Source organism: Sphingomonas sp. GM_Shp_2 (assembly GCF_026540875.1).
GTDB classification, from domain to species: Bacteria; Pseudomonadota; Alphaproteobacteria; order Sphingomonadales; family Sphingomonadaceae; genus Sphingomonas; species Sphingomonas carotinifaciens.
In genome coordinates this window covers 39290-64073 of the sequence record NZ_JALNUQ010000015.1, presented here as the reverse complement: position 1 = coordinate 64073, position 24784 = coordinate 39290, and the positions used below count along the sequence as shown (strand labels likewise).

Here is a 24784-nt window from a genome sequence, read left to right as displayed (position 1 = left end):
TTGTTCAAGCTGATGGAATATGTCGAGAACAAGCATCCCGGGCTGCTCGACTTTCTGGAAAACAGCCTCGACCATCTCGGCGACCCGGCCGCGGGCGACGACAAGAATGACGAACAGGTGCGCGAGATCGCACGCCGCATGATCGTCGGCGCCCGGCGCGAAGGAACGGCCTAGACTGGGATTCGTGGCATTGCACTTCGTGGGCTTTCGCGGCGACGAATATGCCCGCGCGGTGCGCATCTTCGGTCCGCCGGATTTCATCCATATGGGCTGGGATCGCTGGGCAAAGATGGAGATCATGCCGGGCGACGTCGCGATCTTCGCGACCGGAGAGGCAGAGGACCATCCGTCGGATCACAGCTTTCCCGATATTCGCGAACTTCCATGAAAGATCTTGAGTGATGAAAGCCGCCGACGTTTTCCACACGCTGGACATTACGCTGAAGCCCGACCCCTCGCGCACGGTGATCCGGCCGTTCAGCTTCAACTATCCCGATGCGTTCAGCGATGGGCGACCGACACGGGCGGAGGCGGTGGCCGCGCGGCTGATGGCGCTGGACCCGGCGATGCGCCAGCGTATCCTGGATCTGCTGCACCATGCGATGCGCACCCGGCATCGCAACGTCGATCAGGTGTTTCTGCGCCGGTTCGAGGAGGTGAAGGATCAACTGGGCGTGACGGTGGAGGCGAGTTGCGACCGGTTGCTGATCGGCGCGTATTTCAGCCAGGAATATGCGTTCGAAAGCGCTGCGCTGTTCAACCCGTCGATCGTGCCGGTTCCCGATCAGGACCCGGATGACGACAATATCGCCTTCATCCTCTCGTTGCGGGGGGTGGGCGAGGGGCACGTTTCGTCCGTCACCTTCCGGTCGGGTAGCTGGGACGGGGGCAGCGGGCTGGTGATCGATCCGCCGAGTTCGCAGGGCGTACCCCCGCGCGTGGAAAAGGGCGACGATGACGGCTGGGTGCGGCTGTGTTCCGAGGAAAGCCAGGACATATCCGAAACGGTGATCTTCCCGATCCTGCCCAGTCAGCGGCAGGGCGTGGAGGATCTGCGCATGGTGCATTTCACCGATCACGATGGCACCCGGAGCATCATCGGCACCTATACCGCCTTTGACGGGCGCGACGCGCGGGCCGAGCTGATCCGCGGCATCGACCTGCGCACCTACGAGATGCGGCCGCTGGCCGGGGCGATGGCGGCGTACAAGGGCATGGCGCTGTTCCCCCGCCGGGTGGATGGCCGCTTCGTAATGCTGGGCCGGCAGGACAACGAGAATATCTGGCTGCTCCGGTCCGACGATCTGCATTGCTGGGAAACCGGCGAGATCATCATGCGCCCCAAATACCCCTGGGAATTCGTGCAGATGGGCAATTGCGGGTCGCCCATCGAGATCGACGAGGGTTGGCTGGTGTTTACCCACGGCGTGGGGCTGGTGCGCGGATATTGCGTGGGCGCCTGCCTTTTGGACAAGGACGATCCGTCCAAGGTACTGGCGCGCACGCCCTCGCCGCTGCTGTTCCCCAGTGCGGAACAGCGTGGCGGCTATGTGCCCAACGTCACCTATAGTTGCGGCGCGCTGCTCCATAAGCGCCGGGTGCTGCTGCCCTACGCCATTGGCGATGAATTCAGCGCCTTTGCCGTGGGCAGCGTCGACGACCTGTTGAGCGTGATGGTGTAAGGCGGCTCAGCCGGCCGGGGGCGGCACCGGCGCATCGCGGTCGCCGGGCGCTCCGTCGCGATCCTCGTCGCGACCGGGGCCGGGGCGATGACCGGGCCCTTCCTTCGGATGACCATGGCCGGGGCGTGGCCCAACCTGTTCCACCGTGCCGTCGGCGGACACCAGATAGGCGGCACGGAGCTGGCCATCGTCGAAGCGCCCCTGAACGGAGATCGTTTGCCCCGCGACGGGCGGGTGATCGGGACGGCCGGCATCGACCATCACCCGGCCGCTGCCATCGGCCATGACGAAACGGTCGCCATAGACCTCCGCCACCCGGCCCCTGATCGTCACGATCCCCTGCGAGGTCGCCAGTCGTGCAATCGGTGTGGCGACGGTGGGTGCCATCTGGATCGCGGGGTGGGACAGGGCGGCGCCGCCAGCACCGCCCGCCGCAGCGCCGATGCCAAGCAGCGTCACCGCCAGCACCGCCCGTCCGCCGGACGACATCCGCGTGATCCGATCGTTCAACTTGCCCATGACATGATCCTTTGCCTTGTTGTCGACCGACAGATAGCGCCGCCCGGTGGGCGCTTCGCTGAACCCCGCGGTTCAGTTTCGGTTTAGCCTGAGGGGGTAGCGAACGCGCGATGCGCATCCTGTTGGTAGAAGACGACGCCGATCTGGGCCCCGCCATCGCCAAGGCGCTGCGGTCGGAGAACTGCGTCGTGGATCTCGTCACCGACGGCATCGATGCCGAGCATCTGGGCGATACCGAGAGCTATGACGCCGCCGTGCTGGATCTGGGGCTGCCACGGCGCGACGGGGTATCGGTGCTGCGCGCCTGGCGGGAGGCGGGCCATGGGTTGCCCGTCCTGATCCTGACCGCGCGCGACGGATGGTCCGACAAGGTGGCGGGGTTCAAGGCGGGCGCCGACGATTTCCTGACCAAGCCGTTTCGTATCGAGGAACTGATGATGCGGCTGCGCGCGATCGTCCGGCGTGCGGCCGGGCATGCGGCGACGACCATCACTTGCGGGCCGCTCAGTTATGACAGCCAGAGCGGCCGGTTCGAGCGGGACGGCTTTCCGCTTCGGCTGACCGGTCTGGAGTGGCGGGTGTTGTCGACGCTGATGTTGTCGAAGGACACGGTGATCGAGCGGGGGGCGCTGATCGAGCGGGTGTATGAGATGAACGCCGAGGGCGATTCCAACAGCCTGGAGGTGATTATCGGACGGTTGCGGCGCAAGGTGGGGGCCGAGCTGATCGAAACGGTGAGGGGGCGGGGGTACCGGCTGACGGCGGAAGGGCGGCGGTGAGGGCGTGGCCGCGATCGATCCGGGTGCGGATGCTGGCGCTGTCGGTGGTGGCGGGGATGGTGGCGCTGGTCCTGGCGGCGGTGGCGGCGACGGGCATATTGACGCGGGTGGTGACCGACGGGATCGACCGGCGGCTGGATGCGCAGATCGCTCTGCTGGCGAGCAGCGTGAGAGCCGATGGGCGCATCGACGCAGCGCGGCTGGCGGCGGTGCGCCCGGCGCTGGAGGCGGGTCCGGGCTGGGACTGGCGGATCGCCGGGCCGGGCGGGGTGACGGCCAGCGACACCTTCCTGCTGGCCCCCGACGAAGGGCCCGTGCGCCATCACGACCGGCCGCGTACCCGGCGCGGGCGGGGGCCGGACGGGGCGCCGCTGCACGCGCGCGAGGTGGTGCTGGCGACCGGCGGCGGGCCCGTCGTGCTTAGCGCGGCGGCACCGCGCGGGATCGTCGAGCGACCCATTCGCGATGCGGTGGCGCCGCTGCTGACCCTGCTCGCCCTGTTAATAGTGCTGCTTGCCGTCGCTGCGGTCGTCCAGGTCTTTTACGGCCTGCGACCGCTGCGCGCGATCGAGCGCGCGATCGTCGCGGTGCGCGACGGGCGTGCCGATGCGGTGCCGGAGGATCAGCCCGCCGAACTGCGTCCCCTGGCGGAGGAACTGAACGCGCTGGTCCGCGCCAACGGTGCCGCGCTGGCCGCCGCGCGGCAGTCGGCGGCCAATCTGGCGCATGCGCTCAAGACCCCGGTGGCCGCACTCGCGCTGGAGCTGCGTGACGATCCGCCGCGCGCGCATCTGGTCGACCGGATCGATGCCACGTTGCGCCATCATCTGGCCCGCGCGCGCGACCGGGTGGTGGGGCGACGCCCCGATACCGACATCGCCGAGGCGGCCGGGGCGCTGGCCGCCACCTTGCGCAAGCTGAGCGGCGGGCGCGTCGCCATCGACACCGCCATTGCCCCCGGCCTTCACGCCGCGATTGAGCCGGGGGATTTCGACGAGCTGCTCGGCAATCTGCTCGACAATGCGGTGCGCCATGCGGCCGGGCGCGTGGACGTGAGGGGGCAGGCGATCGCGGGCGGGGTCCGCCTCTGCGTGGAGGATGACGGGCCGGGCATCGCCCCGGACGCGCGGCAACGCGCGCTGGCGCCCGGCGTGCGGCTGGACGAACGGGGCGAGGGGCATGGCTTCGGGCTGGCGATCGTGCGCGAGTTGAGCGAGCTGTATGGCGGGCGCCTGGAGCTTGCCACGGGTGCCGCCGGTGGCTTGCTGGTCACGGTGATCCTGCCGCGCGGATAGGGCGTCAGCCGTCCCGCCACGCGGCCATGGCCGCGCGATATGCCGCCTCCGCGCGGGCGCGGACTTTTTCCAGCCGGGCGGCGGTGCGCTCATGCTCGCGGTCCAGTTCGCGGCGTTCGCGCCGGATCGCCGCCTCGCGTGCCTCCACCGCCGCACGCGCCGCCGCATAAGCCTGTTCGGCGTCCTCCAACGCGGCCTCGGCGGCGTCCAGGGATTTGCGCGACGGGCGCGGCGGGGTTTTTCGGGCCGGCCTGGCAGAAGGTGTAGGCCGGGGTTTCGAGGCGGGAAGGGCGGCAAGGTGATCGGCGATCGACCCACGCGCCTTGCGCACGACCTCGCCGGGACGGGCCAGCGGTTCGGCGGTCAGGGCGGGATCGGTCACCACCTCCGCTGCGCCGCGCGCGAACAGATTGACGTCCGCCCCCCAGGCGGTCAGGGCCGCCTTCTGGCTGGGTGCGGCGACATAGGCGTCGTGAAATCCGATCGGCGTTCGGAAGACCTTCAGCTTGGCAGGCATGACCGGTAAACGCCCGAACCCGGCGATCGGCGACAAGGCGCTATGGTTGTTGTGTAAAAGCCGATAGTTGGCGCGTGGGAGATGGGTATGACGCGCTTGATCGATCGGCTGAGGCAAGTTCGGCATTCCGACGAACGGATCACCGCACAGGTGCGTGCGGTGCTCGTGGAATCGCTGTACGCCTCTCCGCAATCGCTGATCATCGGCGCGTTGACCAGCAGCGCGATCGCGGCCGTGGTCGGCTGGTATAGCGGCGATGCCTGGCTGATCTGGTGCGGGCTGTTGATCGGCCTGGTCGGTCTGGTGCGGATCGGCGATGCGGTGCGGCTGTACCGGCACGAACGACGCGGCGCGGCATCGGTGCGGCGACAGGAACGCGGCTACCGGCTGGGGGCGCTGAGTTATTCGGGGCTTCTCGGGCTGTTCGGGCTGTTGACCCTGACCCGCACCGACCACGGCGTGCTGCAACTGCTCTCCGTCACCACCGCGATCGGCTATGCCGCGGGGATCGCCGGGCGTAATGCCGGGCGGCCGTTGATCGCGCTGGCGCAGCTGTGCTGCGCGTCGCTGCCGCTGGTGGTCGGGCTGCTGATCGCGCTGCAGCCGCTCAAGGCCGTTCTGGCGGTCGTCATCCTGCTGTTCGTGGTGGCGATGATGGACATCACGCTGCAAACCTATCGTGCGATCCTGAAGGCGACGACGGTGTCGGCCGAAAACGCGGCGCTGGCCGAGCATCATGCGCTGCTGGCGCGGCGCGACGACCTGACCGGCGTGTCCAACCGCACCGATTTCCGGGAGCGGTTCGAGGCGCGGTTGCGGCATTTGCCGGTGGCGGGCGGCAAGCTGGTGCTGTTGTGGCTCGATCTGGACCGGTTCAAGGAGGTGAACGACAGTTTCGGGCATCTGGCGGGCAATGCGCTGCTGGTCGCGGTGGCCAAGCGCCTGAAGGATGCGTTCGGCGACAGCGGCATCGTCGCGCGCCTGGGCGGGGACGAGTTCGCGATCATCTGTTCCACCCCGAACGGCAAAGGCGCGGCCGAGATCGGGCGCACCATGCTGCAACTGGTGAAGCAGCCGGTGCTGCACGGCGGCCATACGCTGCGCACCACCGCGTCGATCGGTGTCGCTATCGCCCCGGAAAATGGCGGTGACGCCGATACCCTGCTGAAGAACGCCGACCTGGCGCTGTACCGCGCCAAGGAGGGCGGGCGGGGGCAGTTGTTTTTCTACGAGCCGGTCATGGACGAGAAGATCGAGCGGCGCCGGCAGCTTGGTGCCGAGTTGCACGGGGCGCTGGAGCGCGGCGAGTTCCACCTGATGTTCCAGCCGATCTTCGATCTGGGCAGCGGGCGGGTCCGTTCGTGCGAAACGCTGCTGCGCTGGACCAATCGCCGATACGGGGCGGTGTCCCCGGCCGAGTTCATTCCGGTCGCGGAGGACAATGGCCAGATTGTGGCGATCGGCACCTGGGTGTTGCACGAGGCGTGCCGCGCGGCGAAAAGCTGGCCGGACGAGGTCACGATCGCCGTCAACCTGTCGCCGATCCAGTTGCGCTCCACCAATCTGGCGCGGGTCATCACCGATGCGCTGGATGCCACCGGCCTGCCACCCGAGCGGTTGACGCTGGAGGTGACCGAATCCGTGCTGCTCGACGATGTCGACGCCTCGCTGGCCGCGCTGGAGGCGCTGAACCGGATCAAGGTCTGCACGACGCTGGACGATTTCGGTACCGGCTATTCCTCGCTCAGCTACCTGACCCAGTTCCCGTTCCAGACGCTGAAGATCGACCGGTCGTTCATCACCGACCTGGAACGCAGCCCCGCGTCGATCGCGATCGTGCAGACCGTGGTCGATCTGGCGGCCAAGCTGGGCATGCGCACCATCGCCGAGGGGGTGGAGACGCAGGCGCAGATGGATCAGCTGCGCCGCACCCGTTGCGATGCGGTACAGGGTTTCCTACTGGCGGAGCCGATGCCGGCGAACATGGTGGAGGCCATGTTCGCCGGTGACAACCCGAGCTAGTCGGGAGGCCGAGCTAGTGAATTGGCCGGATCAGCCGGCCTTCTCCAGCAGGCGGGTCTGTGCGCCGATCAGGCGGCGCATCAGTTTCAGGTCGCCTTCGCTCAGGCGCAGGGCGGCATCGGCCCACAGGTCGACCACCGCCTCAAGCTCGGCCAGGGTCAGCGGATTGACCGCGCGCGACGCTTCATAGATCGCGCAGTGCGCGCTGTGGCGCCGGCGATTGTGGCGGATATAGTCCTCCACCACGCGCCGCCCTTCGCCGGGCTCCGCAAGGCCGTGGACGAGGCCCATGTCGTACAGCTCCTCCGCGCTGTAGGTGCGACCGCTCAGGATCATCTGTTCGGCACGTGCCGCACCCAGCCGACGCGACAGGAAGCAGTGCGCCCCCATGCCGGGGAACAGCCCGAACAGCGTTTCGGGCAGGCCGAAGCTGGCGCCGCGCTCGGCGATGACGACGTTGAACGACAGCAGCGCCTCGAACCCGCCGCCCAGCGCATCGCCCTGGACCAGCCCGATGGTGACGATGGGGCGTTCTAGCCCCAGCATGTTGCGGTGGAGGATCGCGACGCAGGCCCGGCCATAGCGGACCAGTGCCGCCCGGTCGCCGGCCCGGATATGCTGCGAAAACAGGTCCAAGTCGCCGCCCAGCGAGAATATGCCGGGAAAGCTGGAGCCGAGCACCAGATAGCGGATCCGCATCGCCCCGGTGATGCTGGCCCGGACGATGTCGTCCTGCCAGCGGGCGAATTCCCCGAGCAGGTCGGGATTGAAGCTGGGCCGGGTGCGCGGGCGCATATAGGTCCACAGCGTGTCCAGATCGGGATCATGGCTAACGTCCAGTTGCGCGAGGCGGAACAGCGGCGCGGGGTCGGCCGCGGGGCGGGTGTGCAGGCCGGCCGCGACGGAGGGATCGTGGATGGTCATGGGTTTTCCTCTGGAAGCGCAGCGTGATGCTGCCGCCTGAGGATAGATCGGCGATGCACTGCGCGGGAATTCGCCTGAACCGCACCAAAGGGGCAAATTGTCCGGGTGACACAGGGGGTTGATACCGGTAGGCGGCGCATGTGCAGGTCGTCCGGCATCTTCTGGCGCAACGCCGTCTGGCCGTGCTGATCTGCGCGGCGGCGTTGCTGATGAAGCTGCTGATCCCGGCCGGATATATGATCGGCAGCGATCACGGCCGCCTGTCCATCATCCTGTGTCCCGGTATCGCCGCGCCGGCAGGGGATCCGGTCGCCGCCATGCCGATGCCGGCCATGCACGGCGAGATGGCCGATCACCGCGCGCCGGAAAATCACGGAAAGGCGCGCGATCACGGCAGGGCGGAGATGCCCTGCGCCTTTTCCGGCTTGTCGACCGCCAGCCTGGGCGCGGTCGATCCCGTGCAACTCGCCGCGCTCATCGCCTTCGTCATGGCGATCGGGTTGGCGGGGGTGTTGCTGCCCATGCCGTCGGGGCCCGCCTATCTTCGGCCGCCCTTGCGAGGACCACCGCTCCACCTTTGACCGCTCGCGTTTCGGCCTGGCCGCTGCGCGTGTTTGTTCTGCGGCCCGGCGGCGTGAGCGTCGGGCCGGTCAAAGGCATCGATCATGACCAGACCAGTTTTCGGGGCGGCGCTTGCCGTGCCTTGCCTCCTGCTGACGACCATGGCGGGCGCGCAGGCGCGCGATCCTTCGACATCGGCTGTGCGGGGCGATGCGACGCCGGCGTCGACCATCGTCGTGACCGGGCAGCGCGACCCGCTGAAGCTGGACGACCGCGCGCAGGCGGGAAGCCGTCTGGGCCTGTCGATCCGCGAGACGCCGGCCAGCATCGAGATACTGACCCAGGACGAATTGCAGATCCGCGGCCTGCGCACCGCGCGCGAGGCGTTCAACGACGTGGTGGGGGCGATTGCGGGCAATGTGCCAGGCAATCCCGCGGTGGTGACCTTGCGCGGCTTTGCCGGCAACACGGTGTCGATCCTGCAGGACGGGGTGCGCGTATCGGCCTCCACCGTCGTCCAGCGCGACACCAATATCTGGCATTACGACCGGGTGGAGGTGCTGAAAGGCCCGGCCTCCGTTCTGTATGGCGAAGGGGCGCTGGCCGGCGTCATCAACAAGGTGACGCGCAAGCCCGTGGCGGGGGAGCGGCATGTCGACATGCTGGTAAGTGCGGGCAGCTTCGGCACCGTGTTCGCCGCCGGTGGCGTCAACCTGCCGGTGTCGCCCGAGCTCGCGGTGCGGGCGGATGCCAGCTATCAGCGGTCGGACAGCCTGTACGATGTCGACAATAACGACAGTTTTTCGGCCGGGCTGACCGCCAGTGCGCTGTGGCGCCCCGGTGATCGCCTGTCGCTCCTGGTCGCGGTGGAGCATTTCGAGGACCGCTACGACGCCACCTATCAGGGATTGCCGCTGATCCCGGCGGCCTTTGCGCTGCGGCCGACCGATGCGGTGCACTCGAACCGCGGACTGGTTGCCGACCGGGCCCTGCGCCGGCGCAACTACAACCCGCTAGGCGCCTATTCGGGCAGCGACGAGACGACGCTGCGCACCCGGCTGGACTGGCAGGTGGCAGGCGGCTGGACGCTGGCGATCGATTTGACCGGCTATACCGCCGAGCGCGCGTTCCTGCTGGCGGACAATCAGGTGTTCCGGGCGCCGAGCGCCGGCTTTCCGAACGGCAGCTTCATCCAGAGCTATCAGGATTTCCGACACGACCACCGCTTCTGGAACGCGCGCGGGGTGATCGGCCATGACGGGCCGGTTGGGGGCTTGCGCAATCGCTTCAGCCTGGGGGTAGAGCATAACGACACCGATTTCAGCAGCCTGCGCCGGCAGGCGCCGGCGAGCGCGCTGCCCGCGTTCGATGTCCGCCGCCCGGCGGTGGTGCCGCGCCCGACCTCGCCCGCGATCTTCACCAGCGGCGACGTCACGTTCGACTCGCGGCTGAAACAGACCTCCGTCTTTGCGGAGGATGCGCTGAACCTGACGAACACATGGCTGCTGGTGGGCGGCGTGCGCTGGGATCACATGGCGCTCGACCGCGCGACGATCCAGAATGTCGGCGGGGCGGTGGACCGCAACAGCCCGACCTTCGACCCGGTATCCTGGCGCGCGGGCACGACCTGGGACGTGGTGCCGGGGGTCACGCTCTACGGGCAATATACCACCGCGGTGTCGCCCGTATCCTCGATCCTGCTGACGTCGGTGGGGAATAGCCGGTTTCGGTTGACCAGGGGGCGCGCGTATGAGGCGGGGTTCAAGGCGAGCGGGTGGAGCGGCCGGGCGAGCGTGACCGGGGCGGCGTACCGTATCGAGCAGCGGGACATATTGACGCGCGATCCGAGCGATCCGGCGCGGTCCGTGCAAGGCGGTCGCCAGTCGTCGCAAGGCGTGGAGTTGAGCGCGGTGGTGATGCCGGCCAGGGGGATGCGGCTGGCGGGGGGAGCGTCTTATGTCGAGGCGCGGTACGATGCGCTGTCCGAAGTGGTGGGCGGGGTGCGCGTCGACCGGAGCGGCAACCGGCCGGTCAACGTGCCTGCCACCACCCTCAACGCCTCCGCGCTCTATACCACCCGGGGCGGGGTGACGCTGGGCGGGTTCGTGCGCCATGCCGGGGCGTTCTTCGCCGATACCGCGAACACCATCCAGGTGGCGGGGCATGCGGTGGTCGATGCCAGCCTGTCCCTGCCCGTCACGGCGCAGGCGACGCTTACGCTGCGCGGACGCAACCTGACCGATGCGTTCTACGGCGAATATTCCGGCTACCCCAGCACCAACGTCTATATCGGCGCACCGCGATCGTTCGAGGTCGCGCTGGCGGCGCGGTTCTGATGCGCCTGTTCGCACGGCGCCTGCACCTGTGGCTGGGTCTAACGCTGGGCGGGCTGTTTGCGCTGCTCGGTCTGACGGGGTCGGCGCTGGTCTTCTACACAGGGATCGACGCCGCGCTGCACCCGGCAGTGCAGGTGGAGCGCGGCGCGCCCGCGCCCGGTGGGCGGTCGCCGGTATGGGACGTCGCACTGGCGACGGGGATGCAGAGCCGGCATCATCCCGGCGGCAAATGGACGTTCGAGGTGACGGGCGAGGGCGGGCCGATCGCGGCGCGCTATTATCCCGCCCCCGGCCATCACGGCGACCGCGAGATGATCTGGTTTTCCGCCGACGGCAAACGGATCGTGCGCGCCGAGCCCTGGGGCGGTTACCTGATGAGCTGGCTGTACCAGCTTCACATGCAGTTGCTGGCCGGCGAATTCGGGCACCAACTGGTCGGCTGGTCCGGCGTGGCGATGCTGGCACTGCTGGTCACCGGCATCTGGGCATGGTGGCCGCGGGGCGAATGGCGCAAGGCACTGGCGTTCAAGCGCCAAGCCGCGCCGATCCGCCGGTTGCGCGACCTGCACAAGCTGGCGGGCCTGTGGAGCATGGCGTTGCTGTTCGTGCTGGTCGCGACCGGGGTGCTGCTCGCCCTGCCCGGCGTTGCCCAGGCGGTGTTCGCGCCCGCCGACATTCCCGCGCCCCATGGCGCCGCCACCGGGGCGCAGCGGATCCCGGTCGTCCGTGCGCTGGCGGTGGCGCAGCGGGCGCTGCCCGACGGACGGCTGACCTTCTTCGACGTGCCGATGACGCCCGAGGCCCCGCTGCGGATGCGCTTCCAGGTGCCGGGCGATCCGCATCCGCGCTTTCCCGGCAGCTATGTGTTCGTCGATCAGGGAACCGGCGCGGTGCTGGCGGTCCATGACGTGCGGCGGGGCGGGCGGGGCACGAGGCTGGCGGCCTGGATCCGAACCCTGCATGACGGCACAGTCGGAGGGGTGGCGACGCGTATCCTGGCGGTGGTGCTGGGGCTGGTGCCGGCCATGCTGTTCGCCACCGGAGTCCTTCACTGGCTGCGTCGGCGCCGGGCGCATACAAGGCCTTGATGTCGATCAACTGTTTTCAGCGCCCCGGCTTTGCGCTAGATCGGCGCCGCTTTGTCGGACCATCGCACCATAGTACCGGAATCGAGCGTCGCCGAGCGTAACCGGCCGGGTTTCCTGACAGGCGGAGGCGCGTGTGCGCGGCTGATCGAGCAACGGGACTGGTCGCGCACGCCGCTCGGGCCGATCGAGAACTGGGACCAGGCGCTGCGCACCGCGACGGCGATCCTGCTGCGCTCGCCGGTGCCGATCGTGATGCTGTGGGGCGCCGCCGGGGTGATGCTCTACAACGATGCCTATTCGGTCTTCGCCGGGGCACGCCATCCCGAGCTGCTCGGCTCCAACGTGCGCGAGGGATGGGCCGAGGTCGCCGACTTCAACGACCATGTGATGAAGGTCGGGCTGGCCGGGGGCACGCTGCATTATCACGACCAGGAACTGACGCTGTACCGCCATGGCCGCCCCGAGCAGGTGTGGATGGACCTGGATTATTCCCCCGTCCTCGACAGCGAAGGCGTGCCGGCCGGGGTGATCTGCTTCCTGGCGGAGACGACGGCGCGCGTGGAGGGGGAGCGGCGCACCGCCTTCCTGCTGGCGCTGTCCGATGCGCTTCGCCCGCTCGACACACGCGCCGCGATCACCAGCATGGCCTCGAAACGGCTGGGGGAATGGCTGGGCGCCAGCCGGGTGTTCTATGCCGAGATCGCCGACGGGCACATGACGGTGGAGCGCGACTATTTCCGCGACGTGCCCACCATTGTCGGCCATCATTCGCTGGAGGCGTTCGGGCCGGACCTGCTCGGCGCATACCGGGCAGGGGTGCCGGTCGTCTCCTACGACGTGCCGGGCGATCCGCGGCTGAACGACGAGGCGCGCGGCGGGCTCGCCGATCGGCGGGTGGGCGCGTTCATCGACGTCATCCTGTTCAACGAAAGCCGGTGGGTCGGCATCCTGGCGGTGCAGTCCGCCACCCCGCGCAACTGGACCGCGGCGGAGGAAAGCCTGGTCCAGGAGGTCGGCGAGCGGGTGAAGTCCGCGGTCGAGCGGGCGCGTGCCGCCGAAGACTTGCGCACGCTCAACGAAACGCTGGAAGAACAGGTGACGGCGCGGTCGGCGGAGCGCGACCGGCTGTGGTACCTGTCGCAGGACATGCTGGCGCGCGCCGATTATGCGGGCATGATGTCCGCGGTCAGCCCGGCCTGGTCGCGGATGCTCGGCTGGAGCGAGGCGGAGCTGCTGGATCGCGGCTATGCCAGCTTCATGCATCCCGAGGATGCGCCCCCGACGCTGGCGGCGATCGCGCACATGGCCGAGACGCGGCAGCCGACCCGGTTCGAAAACCGGATCGCGACGCGCGGTGGCGGCTGGAAACATATCGAATGGACGGTTTCGCCCGAGACGGACGGGGTGAACTTCGTCGCGGTCGGCCGCGACCTGAGCGATGCCAAGGCGCGGGAGGCCGCGCTGGCGGCGGCGCAGGAAGCCCTGCGGCAGAGCCAGAAGATGGAGGCGATGGGCAGCCTGACCGGGGGCGTCGCGCATGATTTCAACAATCTGCTGACCCCGATCATCGGCTCGCTCGACATGCTGATGCGCAAAGGGGTGGGCAGCGAGCGCGAACGCCGCCTGATCGAGGGCGCGCTGCAATCGGCCGAGCGTGCCAAGACCCTGGTCCAGCGCCTGCTGGCGTTCGCCCGCCGCCAGCCGCTGCAGCCGGTGGCGGTCGACGTGGCCCGGATCGTGGACAGCATGGCCGGGCTGATCGGATCGACGCTGGGGCCGACCATCGCCGTCGAGACCGCGCTGGCACCCGACCTGCCGCCAGCGCGCGCCGACCTGAACCAGCTTGAGATGGCGCTCCTGAACCTGGCGGTGAACGCGCGCGATGCGATGCCCGATGGCGGACGGCTGACCATCGCCGCTGCCCGCGAGAGCGTGCGCAAGGGCGACGGGCGCGACGTTCCGCCGGGCCATTATGTCCGGTTGGGCGTCGCCGATACCGGTTCCGGCATGGATGCCGAAACGGTGAAGCGCGCGATCGAGCCGTTCTTTTCCACCAAGGGGATCGGCAAGGGCACCGGCCTTGGCCTGTCGATGGTGCATGGCCTGACCGCGCAGCTGGGCGGCGGGCTGACGATCGACAGTGCGGTCGGCGCGGGTACGACGATCAGCCTGTGGCTGCCGATCAGCGCCACCGCGGTCAGCGACGACGAGCCGCTGCCCGAGGCCGCGCCGGCCTTGCAGGCGGTGGGCACAGCACTGCTGGTCGACGACGAGGATCTGGTGCGGATGAGCACCGCCGCGATGCTCGCCGATTTCAGCTATGCGGTGGTGGAGGCGACGTCGGCGGAAGAGGCGCTGCGGCTGCTGTCCGCCGGGCTGGAGCCCGATATCCTGGTCACCGACCATCTGATGCAGGGGATGAGCGGGGCCGAGCTGGCCCGCCTGTTGAAGACGACGCATCCGGAGCTGCCGGTGCTGATCGTATCGGGCTATGCCGAGGAAGACGGCATCGATGCCGATATGCCGCGGCTGACCAAGCCGTTCCGCCATGCGGATCTGGCCGCCAGCCTGGCGGCGCTGTCGGTGCCTGCCCGGATCGGGTGAGGCGACCGGCGCCGCGATGCGCCGATCGATGACGACGGTGTGTTTTCGCCGATCCCGGTTGCCGTAGAACAAGGCCGGGCAGGGTAGCAAAGCGCGTGGCATGCATGGGCGTGCGGGCGCGGCTGTCTCTTTTCACCGATCGAACCGCGTGATTGACGGGGGCGACAGGGTTGTCGTGATTCGATTGTCAGGCCGCCAAGGAATTGCCGCGGGCAAAGCCATTGGGCCGGTGCGCGACATCTTTCCGGCGCCTTTCATGTACGTAATCGTACATTGCGAGAAAAGTTGTGCGAAGATGCGTCGATTTACCCCTCACCTGCGTATCTGCTCTGTCGGAAGGCCACAGGGAAGGCGCTACTTCGACGATCCGGTCTGCCATAGTTGATATCGAAGTTCGGCTCCGCCCGTCGCAAGCATCGAAGATTATCTTTAACGTACATGTTGAGTATAGGGTTGTCTGGAACAGTTCACGCTCTGCGGGAAAGCCGCGGAGCTATTGCTGTTTGGCAAACCTGCGATTTGTAAGTTTTTGTAAATCTGGGTTAGATGCTCTTGCAAAGTTGAAATTTGCCATGTTACGCACGTGATCACAAGGATAAGTGACTAGGAGATGCGTAATGGGCAATCAGATCGATCCGATAATTGATGCGCTCGAATCGCGTGCTGAAAGGCGCAATGACCGTCGCGCTTTCTTCACGGCTGCATTGGGCGCGGCGGCGGTAGGCACGGCCTTCGCCTATTCCGATCCGGCAAAAGCGCAGGCGGCGGTCACCGATGCCGACATATTGAACTTCGCGCTGAACCTCGAATATCTGGAAGCGCAATTCTACCTCTACGCGGTAAACGGCACAGGTCTTCCGGCGGCGTTGACCGCGGCCGGGTCGGGCACGGCGGGGGGAACGGTCACGGGCGGTGCCCGCGTCGATTTCACCAGCGACCCGAATGTTGGTGCCTATGCGCGCGAGATCGCCGCGGACGAGCAGGCCCATGTCCAGTTCCTGCGCACCGCATTGGGAAGTGCGGCGGTGGCGATGCCCAACATCAACATTTCCGGTGCCGCCAATGGTCCGTTCACCGCGGCGGCCCGGGCCGCAGGCGTCGTGGGCGCCACCGAAACCTTCGACCCCTATGCCAATCCGAACAACTTCCTGTTGGGCGCCTTCATCTTCGAGGATGTCGGAGTGACCGCCTACAAGGGCGCGGCACCGCTCATCACCAACAAGACGTTTCTGGAGGCCGCGGCCGGTATCCTTGCGGTCGAGGCGTATCATGCGGCGATCGTGCGCACGACGCTCTACGCCAAGGGCATTCCGGCGCTGATCGATGCGACCGAGCGGATCTCGAACGCCCGCGACGCGCTGGACGGCAGCCCGGCCGAAGACCGGATCCGTGGCATCGGTCCGGACAGCGATCAGGGCATCGCACCGTCGGGCAGCGGCAACACGCTGACCTCCAACATCGCGCCGCTGAACGTCAACGGGCTGGCATATAGCCGGACGCCCGGTCAGGTCCTGAACATCGTCTATCTGAACGCGGCCACCACCACCATGGGCGGGTTCTTCCCCAATGGCGTGACCGGCAGCATCCGATCGACCACGTGAGCGTCCCGCCACGTCCAGATGCCCTGACCTATCCTTTCATCCGGGATGACTCTCATGATTGATCATCGCAAAGCGCTCGATATCCTCGCCGCAGCCGACGCGCGTCGCGCCGCCCGGCGACAGTTCCTCAAGGTTGCCGGCGGCAGCACCCTTGCCCTTGGCGGCGCGACCCTCTTGTCCGGCTGCTTCGATTCCGAGGGCGACGATGCCCCGATGCCGACGCCCACCCCCACCCCGGCGCCGCCCGCGGTTACCGACAGCGACATCCTGAACCTGGCGCTGAACCTCGAATATCTGGAAGCGCAATATTATCTGTTCGCGGTCAACGGCACCGGCCTTCCCGCCAGCCAGACCGCCAGCGGCACGGGCGCGGCGGGTGGCACCGTCACCGGCGGCGCGCAGGTGAACTTCACCGGCGACCCGCTGATCGGCGCCTATGCCCGCGAAATCGCGGCGGACGAGGCGGCGCACGTCGCCTTTCTGCGCACCGCGCTCGGGTCGGCGGCGATCGCCATGCCCAACATCAACATATCGGGCGATGCCAGCGGCGCCTTCACTGCGGCCGCGCGGGCGGCGGGCGTGGTCGGGGCTACCGAAACGTTCAACCCTTATGCCAACCCCAACAACTTCCTGCTGGGTGCCTATCTGTTCGAGGATGTCGGGGTCACCGCCTACAAGGGTGCGGCGCCGCTGTTGACGAGCAAGGTGTTCCTGGAGGCGGCGGCCGGCATCCTGGCGGCAGAGGCCTATCATGCCGGTCTGGTGCGGACCGTGCTGTACGCGCGCGGCGTCGGCACCGCGGCGCTGCTGACGGCGAGCAGCCGCATCTCGGACGCGCGCGACGCGCTCGACCAGGGTGGCGATACCGATCAGGGGCTCACCACCGCGGCCGGGGCCGCCAACATCGTTCCGGCCGACGAGAACGCGATCGCCTATAGCCGCAACAGCCGTCAGGTGCACAACATCGTCTATCTGAACACCAACGGCGCGAACCTGAACGGGGGCGGCTTCTTCCCCAACGGGACCAACAACCCCAATCCGACGCTTCGCGTGGGACTGCCCTGATCCTCACGGCCAAGCGATGATCGGGAGGGGGCCCATGTGCCCCCTCCCATGCAGCGATTGAAGGGAGTAGATGATGAAACTGACGGGTTTTCTTGGCGCCGCGACGGCGCTCGTGATCGCCGCGCCGGCGATGGCGCAGGATGCGGACCGGGGGTTCAACGGCATCTATGTCGGCGCCGCCGGTGGCTATGACGTGCAGCCGAACGATGTCGGCTCCGGCGTTTTGTTCGACCGGAACCTGGACGGGCAATATGGCGACGTGGTCCGCACCGGATCGGGCGCCAATGCCTTCTCGCCGGGCTTCTGCAATGGCCAGGCGCGCAACCAGCTTAGCCCAGCCGCGGGCGGCAGCTGCGCCAACGACAAGGACGACTGGGCCTATTATGGGCGGATCGGTGCCGATGCGCAGCGCGGGCGCATCGTGGTCGGCATCGTCGGTGAGTTCGGCACGACCAACATCACCGACGGCGTTTCGGCCTTTTCCAGCACCCCGGCGAGCTATGTGTTCAACCGCGGCATCGACTGGGAGGCCGGCATCCGGGGGCGCGTCGGCTTCACCCCCAACGACACCACGCTGTTCTACGGCACCTTCGGTCCCGGTTACGCCCGGATCGACCGCGCCTTCGGATCGACCAACACGACCAACACCTTCACCGGCAGCGGCAAGCGCAACCAGTTCGGTATCCAGGGTGGCGGCGGCATCGAGCAGCGCATCGGCCAGCACCTGTCGATCGGGCTGGAATATGTCTACCACCAGTATCAGGACAATGATTACGTCGTCCGCGCGACCGGCGCGGCCGGGACGCCGTTCACCAATGCGGCCAATGGCGGCAGCACGTCGGGAACCGACTTCATCCGCACCGACGACAAGTTCCGGTGGCACTCGATGCGGGCCACGGTGGGCTTCCGCTTCTGACGGACGATCTGGGCCCGCCTCGGGTGGGCCCAGATCGCGCCTATCCCTTCACGCTGCCGCCGAGCAGCCCGGTCATGTAGTGACGTTGCAACGCCAGGAAGATCGCCAGCACGGGCAGCGTCGTCACCACCGCGGCGGCCATCATCAGCTCCCCCTCCGCGGCATGTTCGCGCCCGATCGCGGCGACCGCGACGGGCAGCGTGTATTTATGTTGGTCCGACAGGACGATCAGCGGCCATAGAAAATCGTTCCAACTTGCCAGGAACAGGAACATCGCCAGCGTGACCACGATCGGCGACAGGAGCGGCAGCACGATCGAGGCGAAGATGCGCGCCTCGCTCGCGCCGTCCAGCCGCGCGGCGTCGATCATCTCGTCGGGAATGCCGAGCGCCGCCTGCCGGACGAACAGGATGGCGAAGACGCCGGCCAGGCTGGGCAGGATCACGCCGGCATAGCTGTTGACCAGCCCCACCTCCTTCAGGATCAGGAACAGCGGCAGCATCGCCACCTGCCCCGGCACGATCAGGCTGATCACCAGCAGGCGGAGCAACCGGGCGCGACCGGCAAAGCGCAGCTTCGCAAAGGCATAGCCCGCCGGCACGGTCAGCAGCAGCGCCAGCAGCGTGGCGAGCGCGGCGATGCCCAGACTGTTCCACAAGGCCGGCAGCACCCGGTAGTCGAACCACGCGCCGTCGATCAGCCGGCGGACGAGCAGCTCGTGATAATTCTCCCACGACCAGCGGCTTGGCCAGAAGGGCGGGGGCGACCGGCTCGCCTCCCCACGCGGCATGAAGGATACGGTGACCATCCAGCCGAGCGGGAGCAGGGTGAGCGCGGCCAGCACCGCGACCAGCGCATTGGCGACGAGGCCGCGCAGCATCCGGGGGCGCATCACAGCCACTCGTAACGCCGGCCAATGCGCGCCTGCACCGCGGTGAGGGCCAAGATCAGCACGAACAGGATCAGCGCCACCGCGCTTGCCTGCCCCAGATTCCACCATTTGAAGCCTTCGTCGAACATGAAGTAGAGTACCGTGACCGTGCTTTGCGATGGCCCCCCTTGCGTCATCACATAGGGCTCGGCGAAAAGTTGCAGGAACCCCGCCACGCTCATCACCGCGGCGAGCAGCAGCGTCGGGCCGATCGCGGGCAGGGTGACGTGGCGGAAGCGCGCCCAGCGCGAGGCTCCGTCGAGCCGTGCCGCCTCCATCAGTTCGTGGGGCACCGCGGACAAGGCGGCGGTGAACACGATCATGTTGTAGCCAAAGATCTTCCACGTCACGAACAACAGGATCGCCGGGATCGACAGGCTTGGGTTCCCCAACCAGTCGACTGGCGCGATGCCGAGCAGGGCAAGACCCCGGTTGAGCAGGCCGAAGCGGGTGTTCAGCAGGAACTGCCACACCGTGGCGGTCGCGACCACGCTGGTCACATAGGGCGCGAACAAGGCGACGCGCCACAACGGCTTCCACCGTACCGTGGCATCGTTCAGCAGCAGCGCGGCGAGAAGCGAGGTGCCGATCGCCATCGGCACGCCGATCGCGGCGAACAGCGCGGTATTGCCCAGCGCGCGCCAGAAAAGCGGCGTGGACAGAAGCGTCGAGAAGTTGCCCCATCCGACGAACCGCAGATTGGCCCAGTCGGCAAGCGCATAGACGCTGTAGTCCGTGACGCTGAGCGCCAGGGCCAGCGCGGTCGGCACCACCAGCACCAGCAGGATGATCGCCAGCACGGGCGCGACGAACGCCCAGGCGGTGCGCGACTGGCGCGTCATGCGATCCGCCCCGCCGCGACCAGTTGCCGGCGCTTGGCAAGGATCGCATCGGCGCGCGCATTCATCGTCGCGGTCGCCTCGCGCATGGTCAACTGGCCGCGTATCAGTCGCTCGGCGACCAGTTGCACCTCGATGCGGATGCGTTCCCATTCGACGATGTCGGGGGCATGGGCGGGATACTGCATCTGGTCGCGAAAGGGGGCGAGGACCGGCGCCTGCATCTGCGGCGCGGCCCAGGCCGCCATTCGCGCGGGCAGGCTGCCGATCAGGCGCTGGAACTCCAGCTCGGCGGGAATGCCGGTCATGTGGCGGACCAGTGCCCAGGCATCGGCCGCGCGCGTCGTCTCGGCGGAGACCGCCAGACTGGCGCTGATCCCGCTTGCCGCACCCGCGCCGTGGGGGCCGGGCATGCGCGCGACGCCCCAGCGATCCTCCGCCATTTCGCTGCGCCGGCGCCGCAGGTCGAGCAGCATCGCGGGCGAGCGCGGATAGACGGCGAAGCGCCCTTGCGCGAATGCGGCAAAGGGGTCCTGCAACTCGGTGGAGAGCATGGTGGGGGCCAGCCGGTCGTCATACAGCGATTTGTAGAAGGACAGGGCCTCGACGAACGCGGGTGCGGCGAAATCGCCGCGGGTGTTTTGGTCGCGCAAGGCCCTGGCACCGGTCTGCCCGGCAAAGGTGAACAGCGCGTCCCACCAATTGAGCGGCATCAGGAACACCCACTCGTCCGGCCGACGCCGTTTCAGCGCCATTCCCATCGCGCGCCATCCCGCCCAGTCGGGCGGCGGCGCGGCATAGCCCGCGCCCGCCAGCAGATCGCGGGCAAAGAATTGCGCTTGCGGCGCGACCGACCATGGCACTGCATAGTCATCCCCCCGGTAGCGACCCGCCGCGCGCGTCGAGGGGAAGACGCCGGCCAGCAACGCCGGGTCCGGCACAGCCGCAAGCGCGCCGACCAACGCGAACTCACCCACCCAGCCGGCGGGCAGCATCAGCACGTCGGGCATCGCCATGCCCGCCTGCGCGGTGAGCAGCTTTTCGTGCGCGGCGGTCCAGGGCAGCGACTGCACCTCCACCGGGATGCCGGTCGCGCGGGTGAAGGCGGGCATCAGGTGCGGTGCATAATCGCCCTCATAGCTCATCGCCCAGAAGCGCAGCGCCCGCGGGTCCCGGCCGGGCGCGCAGGCGGCCAGCGCGGTGGCGCCGGCGAGCATCGTGCGCCGGGTTATGCCCGCGGCCTGCCCGGCCGGGCGCACGATGAAGGGGTTACCCATGTTATTTTAGTGGCACGTCCAAAGCGCCGGGGCCAGCGTGCAACCAATTGGCCGGTCGCTATTTATCATGGAACAAAACAGAACAAATCGTTCAGGGTGCGATTGAGGGGGACATATACCGATGCCGATGCCGATGCCGACATTCTCGCGCCACGCCCTTCTTGCGGGTGTGGCTGTTTTCGTGGCCGTGCCCGCCGCTGCACAGCAGCAGGCCGATCCGGCTACGCCGGACAGCGCGGCCGAGGCGCCTGCCGCCGATATCGTCGTCACCGGATCGCGCATCCAGCGCCCCGATTACGAGGCGCCCAACCCGATCGTGTCGTTCGATGCCGCGCGTATCCAACAATCGGGCAACACCAACGTCACCAGCTTCCTGCAACGCGTGCCGGCGCTCACCAATTCGCTGGACAGCACGCGCACCGCCGGCAACGCGCAGGCGGACGGCGCGCTGGGTCAGGTCGGGCTCAACCTGCTCGACCTGCGCGGGCTGGGGCCGGAGCGGACGCTGGTGCTGGTCAACGGCCGCCGCCATGTCGCGGGCCAGCCCGATACCGCCGCGGTGGACATCAACGCGATCCCCACCGACCTGATCGAGCGGGTCGACGTGCTGACCGGTGCGGCCTCGGCCATCTACGGCGCGGACGGGGTGTCGGGGGTGGTCAACTTCATCCTGCGCCGCGATTTCGACGGGGTCGCCGCGCGCGGGCAGGTGGGGATTTCGGAACGCGGCGACGCGGGCAACCGGTTTGCGTCGGTGATCGTCGGGCGCAACTTCGCGGACAATCGGGCGAACCTGACCGCGGCCTACGAATATTATGGCGAGGACCCGCTCGCCAATGACGATCGCGATTTCCTGAGGGGGGCGAACCGCGCGAACTTCGTCAATCTGAACGGCTATGACCCGACCCGGCCGGGCAGCTACCAGTCGGGGCCGGTGCGCGACCTGCGCTACCCGGACAGTTCCACCTATGGCATCGTCGATATCGGCGGCGTCCGCTACCGCGGCGACGGCGCGATCTATACGCCGGGCGTGCGGCTGGACAATGACGGCTATTCGACGGGTGGGGACGACACGCCGGTCGCGGGCTATATCGGCGACATCTTTCCCCGGACGGAGCGCCATGCCTTCAACCTGCTCGGCCGGTTCGATGCGTCGGACGCGTTCAAGCTGAGCGTGGAGGGCAAGTTCGTCCAGACCGAGGTGACGACCTTTGCCGGCTATGGCGGCAACTATCCCGCCACCATCGCGCTCGACAATCCGTTCGTTCCGGCCACGATCCTCGCGGCCGCCAATGCCGCCGGGCTGGGCTCGATCGACATCAGCCGCAACAATTTCGATATTCCCCGCCGCGGCGAGCGGGACCGGCGCCGCACCTGGCGCGGGGTGGTGGATGCGGCCGGCGCGATCAGCGAGCATGCCGCCTACGACATATCCTATACCTATGGCCGCACCGACCTGCGCGCGACGAAGCTGAACGACCGGCTGGCAACGCAGTTCACCCAGGCGCTGGACGCCGTTCGCGATCCCGCCACGGGGGCGATCGTCTGCCGCTCCGCCGCGGCGCGGGCGGCGGGCTGCGTGCCCGTCAACACCTTTGGCGCGAACACGGTGAACCCGGCGTCGTTCGATTACTACCTGTTCGATCCGGTCAGCGATGCGCGGATCGAACAGCATGTGGTGAACGCAGCCCTGACCGGTGATTTCGGGCAGTTCTTCACCCTGCCCGGCGGGCCGGTGCAGTTTGCGGTGGGCGGCGAATACCGCCGTGAATCCAGCCGCTTCCGCCCTGCGCAGGAACTGGTCGACAACATCTTCTACCAATATGACGAATATGTCATCCCGACGCCGTCCAGCGGCCGGTTCGACGTGTGGGAGGCGTTTGGCGAGCTGAACGTGCCGCTGTTGAAGGACATGCCCTTTGCCCATCTGTTGTCGGTGGGCGCGGCCGGGCGCTATTCAGACTATTCGACGGTGGGCAACACGCGCGCCTATCAGTTCAACGGCATCTGGGCACCGGTCGAGGATATCAGTATCCGCGGATCCTATGGCCGGTCGGTACGCGCGCCCAATATCGCTGAGATATTCCGTCCGCGCACCGGCGCCAGCGACTTCGTCAGCGATCCCTGTTATGTCGGCAATCGCGATCAGGGTACGCAGTTCCGCGATGCGAATTGCCGTGCGTTGGTCGCCGCGGCGGGGGGCGACCCGGCGACCTTCATCGCCGCCAACAATCCCGACGCCAACGTCAACATTCCGGGCGTCCGGCAGGGCAATGCGGACCTGCGCGCGGAGGTGGCCCGCACCTGGACGGCGGGCGTCGTGCTGCGCCCGCGCTTCGTGCCGCGCCTGCAGGTCGGGCTGGACTGGTACGATATCCGCCTGCGCGACGCGATCAACACGGCGAGCGCGACCACCGTCGCACAACTGTGCGTCGACCAGCCGACGACCGACAACCCGTTCTGCGAAACGATCAGCCGGGCGAGCGGCAGCGGCTATATCGACGGCTATGTCGTGCAGCCCGAGAATGTCGCCGCCTTCCGCACCGCCGGGCTGGAGTTGAACGTCGCCTATCAGGTGCCGGCCGGTCGCTATGGTGCGTTCGACCTGCGGCTGGTCGGGGGCTATCTCCACCGGCTGGAACAGATCGCGACGCCGGGTGCGGCGATCGAGGATAATCGCGACCGGCCGTTCCGTCCGAAATACAACCTCACCTTCTCGCCCACCTGGACGATCGACGCGCTGACGCTCAGCTACAATCTGCGCTGGCAGAACGGGGTGCGCCGCTTCGCGCGGGTCGTCACCGACGACAATCCCTCCTTCGTCGATCCGCGCTATTTCCGCTTCAAGGAACTGTGGCAGCATGACGTGCAGGTGCAGGTCCGGGCCAATGACGGGCTGGCCTTTTATGCGGGCGTCAACAACCTCGCCGACCAGAAGCCGGATATCGGGTTCGAGACCAATGTGCCGATCTCGCCCGTCGGGCGGTTCCTGTATGCCGGCGCGCGGCTAAATTTCGGGCGCTGAGGGGGCGCGGGCCTTGATCGGTGATGCCGTGCCGCACATACATGGATCATGCACAGCATCGCCGACCTGTTCGCAGTGGACCTGCCACTGCCCGCCTATGACGTCGTCATTCCCTGTTTCAACCGCGCGCATGTTGTCGCCGATGCGGTCGCCAGCGTGTTGGCGCAGGATCATGCCCCGGCGCGCGTGATCGTGGTCGATGACGGATCGAGTGACACCAGCGCGGCGGTGATCCGGGCGCTGGAGGTGGCGCACCGGCCGCGCGTCGTCGCCGCCATCCTGCCGCGCAACGGGGGCGCCTCCAACGCCCGCAACGTCGGCGCCGCGTTGTGCCGGTCGCCGTGGATCGCCTTTCTCGACAGCGACGATGTGTGGCTGCCCGGTGCGGCCGAGGCGCTGATCGCCGGGGGCGCGGAGGCGGACGTGGTGTGCGGGCATTTCTCGCGGGTCGAAGGGGACGGCGAACCCGGTCCCGCCGAATGCGGCTGGTGGGGCGACGACATCCGGGTGGCGCTGCGCCATGGCGGGGTGATCGGGCCGTCCTGGGCGATCGTGCGCCGGGCGACGGTGGAGGCGGTGGGCGGCTTCGATCCGTCCTTCCACAATTGCAACGACTGGGATTTCTATACCCGTGCCGCGGCCGCGGGGGCCCGCTTCGCCCGGATCGATGCGGTGGTGGCCCGGTATCGCACTGTCGCGGGCAGCCGGCTGGTCAACGACACCGCGATCGCCGCCACCAATGCCCGCCGCGTCTTGGCCCACCCCTATCTGTCGACGCTGGAAGACGCCTGAGGCGGGGGCGG

The 24784-nt window shown here is 67.9% G+C and carries 20 protein-coding genes; 14 read left to right on the top strand and 6 right to left on the bottom strand.

The features are described from left to right. Positions 1-184: 184 nt before the first annotated feature. Complete coding sequence (locus tag OXR08_RS07755; protein WP_112383096.1) at positions 185-388, top strand: hypothetical protein; 204 nt, start codon at positions 185-187, stop codon at positions 386-388. Positions 389-401: 13 nt separating this feature from the next. Beyond that, positions 402-1682: a glycoside hydrolase family 130 protein gene (locus OXR08_RS07750; RefSeq protein WP_112383095.1), complete on the top strand. Its 1281-nt coding sequence runs from the start codon at positions 402-404 to the stop codon at positions 1680-1682. Positions 1683-1688: 6 nt separating this feature from the next. Here OXR08_RS07750 and OXR08_RS07745 read toward each other — a convergent pair whose 3' ends face one another. Further along, a complete protein-coding gene (locus OXR08_RS07745) occupies positions 1689-2201 on the bottom strand; it encodes a hypothetical protein (protein ID WP_267349177.1) in 513 nt (170 codons plus the stop codon). A gap of 110 nt (positions 2202-2311) precedes the next feature. Between OXR08_RS07745 and OXR08_RS07740 the strand changes: the two genes are divergently transcribed. Continuing rightward, positions 2312-2980, top strand: coding sequence for a response regulator transcription factor (locus OXR08_RS07740; protein WP_112383093.1), 669 nt, complete (start codon positions 2312-2314; stop codon positions 2978-2980). Beyond that, a complete protein-coding gene (locus tag OXR08_RS07735) occupies positions 2977-4275 on the top strand; it encodes a sensor histidine kinase (RefSeq protein WP_267349175.1) in 1299 nt (432 codons plus the stop codon). Before OXR08_RS07740 ends, OXR08_RS07735 begins: the two co-directional genes overlap by 4 nt. Before the next feature lie 4 nt (positions 4276-4279). Here OXR08_RS07735 and OXR08_RS07730 read toward each other — a convergent pair whose 3' ends face one another. Continuing rightward, the gene (locus tag OXR08_RS07730) at positions 4280-4792 is read right to left on the bottom strand and encodes a hypothetical protein (protein WP_112383091.1); all 513 of its coding nucleotides are present in this window, start codon (positions 4790-4792) and stop codon (positions 4280-4282) included. A gap of 87 nt (positions 4793-4879) precedes the next feature. On the opposite strand from OXR08_RS07730, the gene OXR08_RS07725 reads away from it, so the two are divergent. Then, the gene (locus tag OXR08_RS07725; RefSeq protein WP_161555538.1) at positions 4880-6814 is read left to right on the top strand and encodes an EAL domain-containing protein; all 1935 of its coding nucleotides are present in this window, start codon (positions 4880-4882) and stop codon (positions 6812-6814) included. Positions 6815-6844: 30 nt separating this feature from the next. Here OXR08_RS07725 and OXR08_RS07720 read toward each other — a convergent pair whose 3' ends face one another. Continuing rightward, the gene (locus tag OXR08_RS07720; RefSeq protein ID WP_112383089.1) at positions 6845-7738 is read right to left on the bottom strand and encodes a crotonase/enoyl-CoA hydratase family protein; all 894 of its coding nucleotides are present in this window, start codon (positions 7736-7738) and stop codon (positions 6845-6847) included. A 140-nt stretch (positions 7739-7878) separates the two neighbouring features. On the opposite strand from OXR08_RS07720, the gene OXR08_RS07715 reads away from it, so the two are divergent. The 7 genes from OXR08_RS07715 to OXR08_RS07685 all read left to right on the top strand — a co-directional run bounded on the left by OXR08_RS07715 (position 7879) and on the right by OXR08_RS07685 (position 17909). Further along, the gene (locus OXR08_RS07715) at positions 7879-8319 is read left to right on the top strand and encodes a hypothetical protein (RefSeq protein ID WP_112383088.1); all 441 of its coding nucleotides are present in this window, start codon (positions 7879-7881) and stop codon (positions 8317-8319) included. Between the two features lie 84 nt (positions 8320-8403). Continuing rightward, on the top strand, positions 8404-10635 hold the full coding sequence (locus OXR08_RS07710; protein ID WP_267349170.1) for a TonB-dependent siderophore receptor: 2232 nt from the start codon (positions 8404-8406) through the stop codon (positions 10633-10635). Beyond that, the gene (locus tag OXR08_RS07705; RefSeq protein ID WP_112383086.1) at positions 10635-11723 is read left to right on the top strand and encodes a PepSY-associated TM helix domain-containing protein; all 1089 of its coding nucleotides are present in this window, start codon (positions 10635-10637) and stop codon (positions 11721-11723) included. The genes OXR08_RS07710 and OXR08_RS07705 overlap by 1 nt, the downstream gene beginning before the upstream one ends. Before the next feature lie 51 nt (positions 11724-11774). Continuing rightward, a complete protein-coding gene (locus OXR08_RS07700; protein WP_267349167.1) occupies positions 11775-14327 on the top strand; it encodes a PAS domain S-box protein in 2553 nt (850 codons plus the stop codon). A 617-nt stretch (positions 14328-14944) separates the two neighbouring features. Then, the gene (locus OXR08_RS07695; protein ID WP_112383085.1) at positions 14945-15928 is read left to right on the top strand and encodes a ferritin-like domain-containing protein; all 984 of its coding nucleotides are present in this window, start codon (positions 14945-14947) and stop codon (positions 15926-15928) included. Positions 15929-15982: 54 nt separating this feature from the next. After that, positions 15983-16993 (top strand): ferritin-like domain-containing protein, encoded by a 1011-nt coding sequence (locus tag OXR08_RS07690; RefSeq protein ID WP_112383084.1) that lies wholly within the window; start codon positions 15983-15985, stop codon positions 16991-16993. Between the two features lie 70 nt (positions 16994-17063). Continuing rightward, entirely contained in the window at positions 17064-17909 is an 846-nt protein-coding gene (locus OXR08_RS07685; protein WP_267349164.1) for a hypothetical protein, read from the top strand. A 40-nt stretch (positions 17910-17949) separates the two neighbouring features. On the opposite strand, the gene OXR08_RS07680 is transcribed toward OXR08_RS07685, so the two are convergent. Genes OXR08_RS07680 through OXR08_RS07670 form a run of 3 tightly spaced genes read right to left on the bottom strand, consistent with a single transcriptional unit; the run spans position 17950 to position 20956 of the window. Continuing rightward, positions 17950-18801: a carbohydrate ABC transporter permease gene (locus OXR08_RS07680; RefSeq protein WP_267349162.1), complete on the bottom strand. Its 852-nt coding sequence runs from the start codon at positions 18799-18801 to the stop codon at positions 17950-17952. Beyond that, the gene (locus OXR08_RS07675; RefSeq protein WP_112383082.1) at positions 18801-19682 is read right to left on the bottom strand and encodes a sugar ABC transporter permease; all 882 of its coding nucleotides are present in this window, start codon (positions 19680-19682) and stop codon (positions 18801-18803) included. The genes OXR08_RS07680 and OXR08_RS07675 overlap by 1 nt, the downstream gene beginning before the upstream one ends. Next, positions 19679-20956, bottom strand: coding sequence for an extracellular solute-binding protein (locus tag OXR08_RS07670; RefSeq protein ID WP_112383081.1), 1278 nt, complete (start codon positions 20954-20956; stop codon positions 19679-19681). Before OXR08_RS07670 ends, OXR08_RS07675 begins: the two co-directional genes overlap by 4 nt. Before the next feature lie 169 nt (positions 20957-21125). Here OXR08_RS07670 and OXR08_RS07665 point away from each other — a divergent pair, with 169 nt between their 5' ends. Beyond that, positions 21126-23981, top strand: a complete 2856-nt coding sequence (locus OXR08_RS07665; RefSeq protein WP_267349158.1) for a TonB-dependent receptor — start codon at positions 21126-21128, stop codon at positions 23979-23981. Between the two features lie 48 nt (positions 23982-24029). After that, positions 24030-24773 carry a glycosyltransferase family A protein gene (locus OXR08_RS07660; RefSeq protein WP_112383080.1) on the top strand — a complete coding sequence of 248 codons (744 nt, stop codon included), beginning with the start codon at positions 24030-24032 and terminating at the stop codon, positions 24771-24773. Positions 24774-24784: the final 11 nt, after the last annotated feature.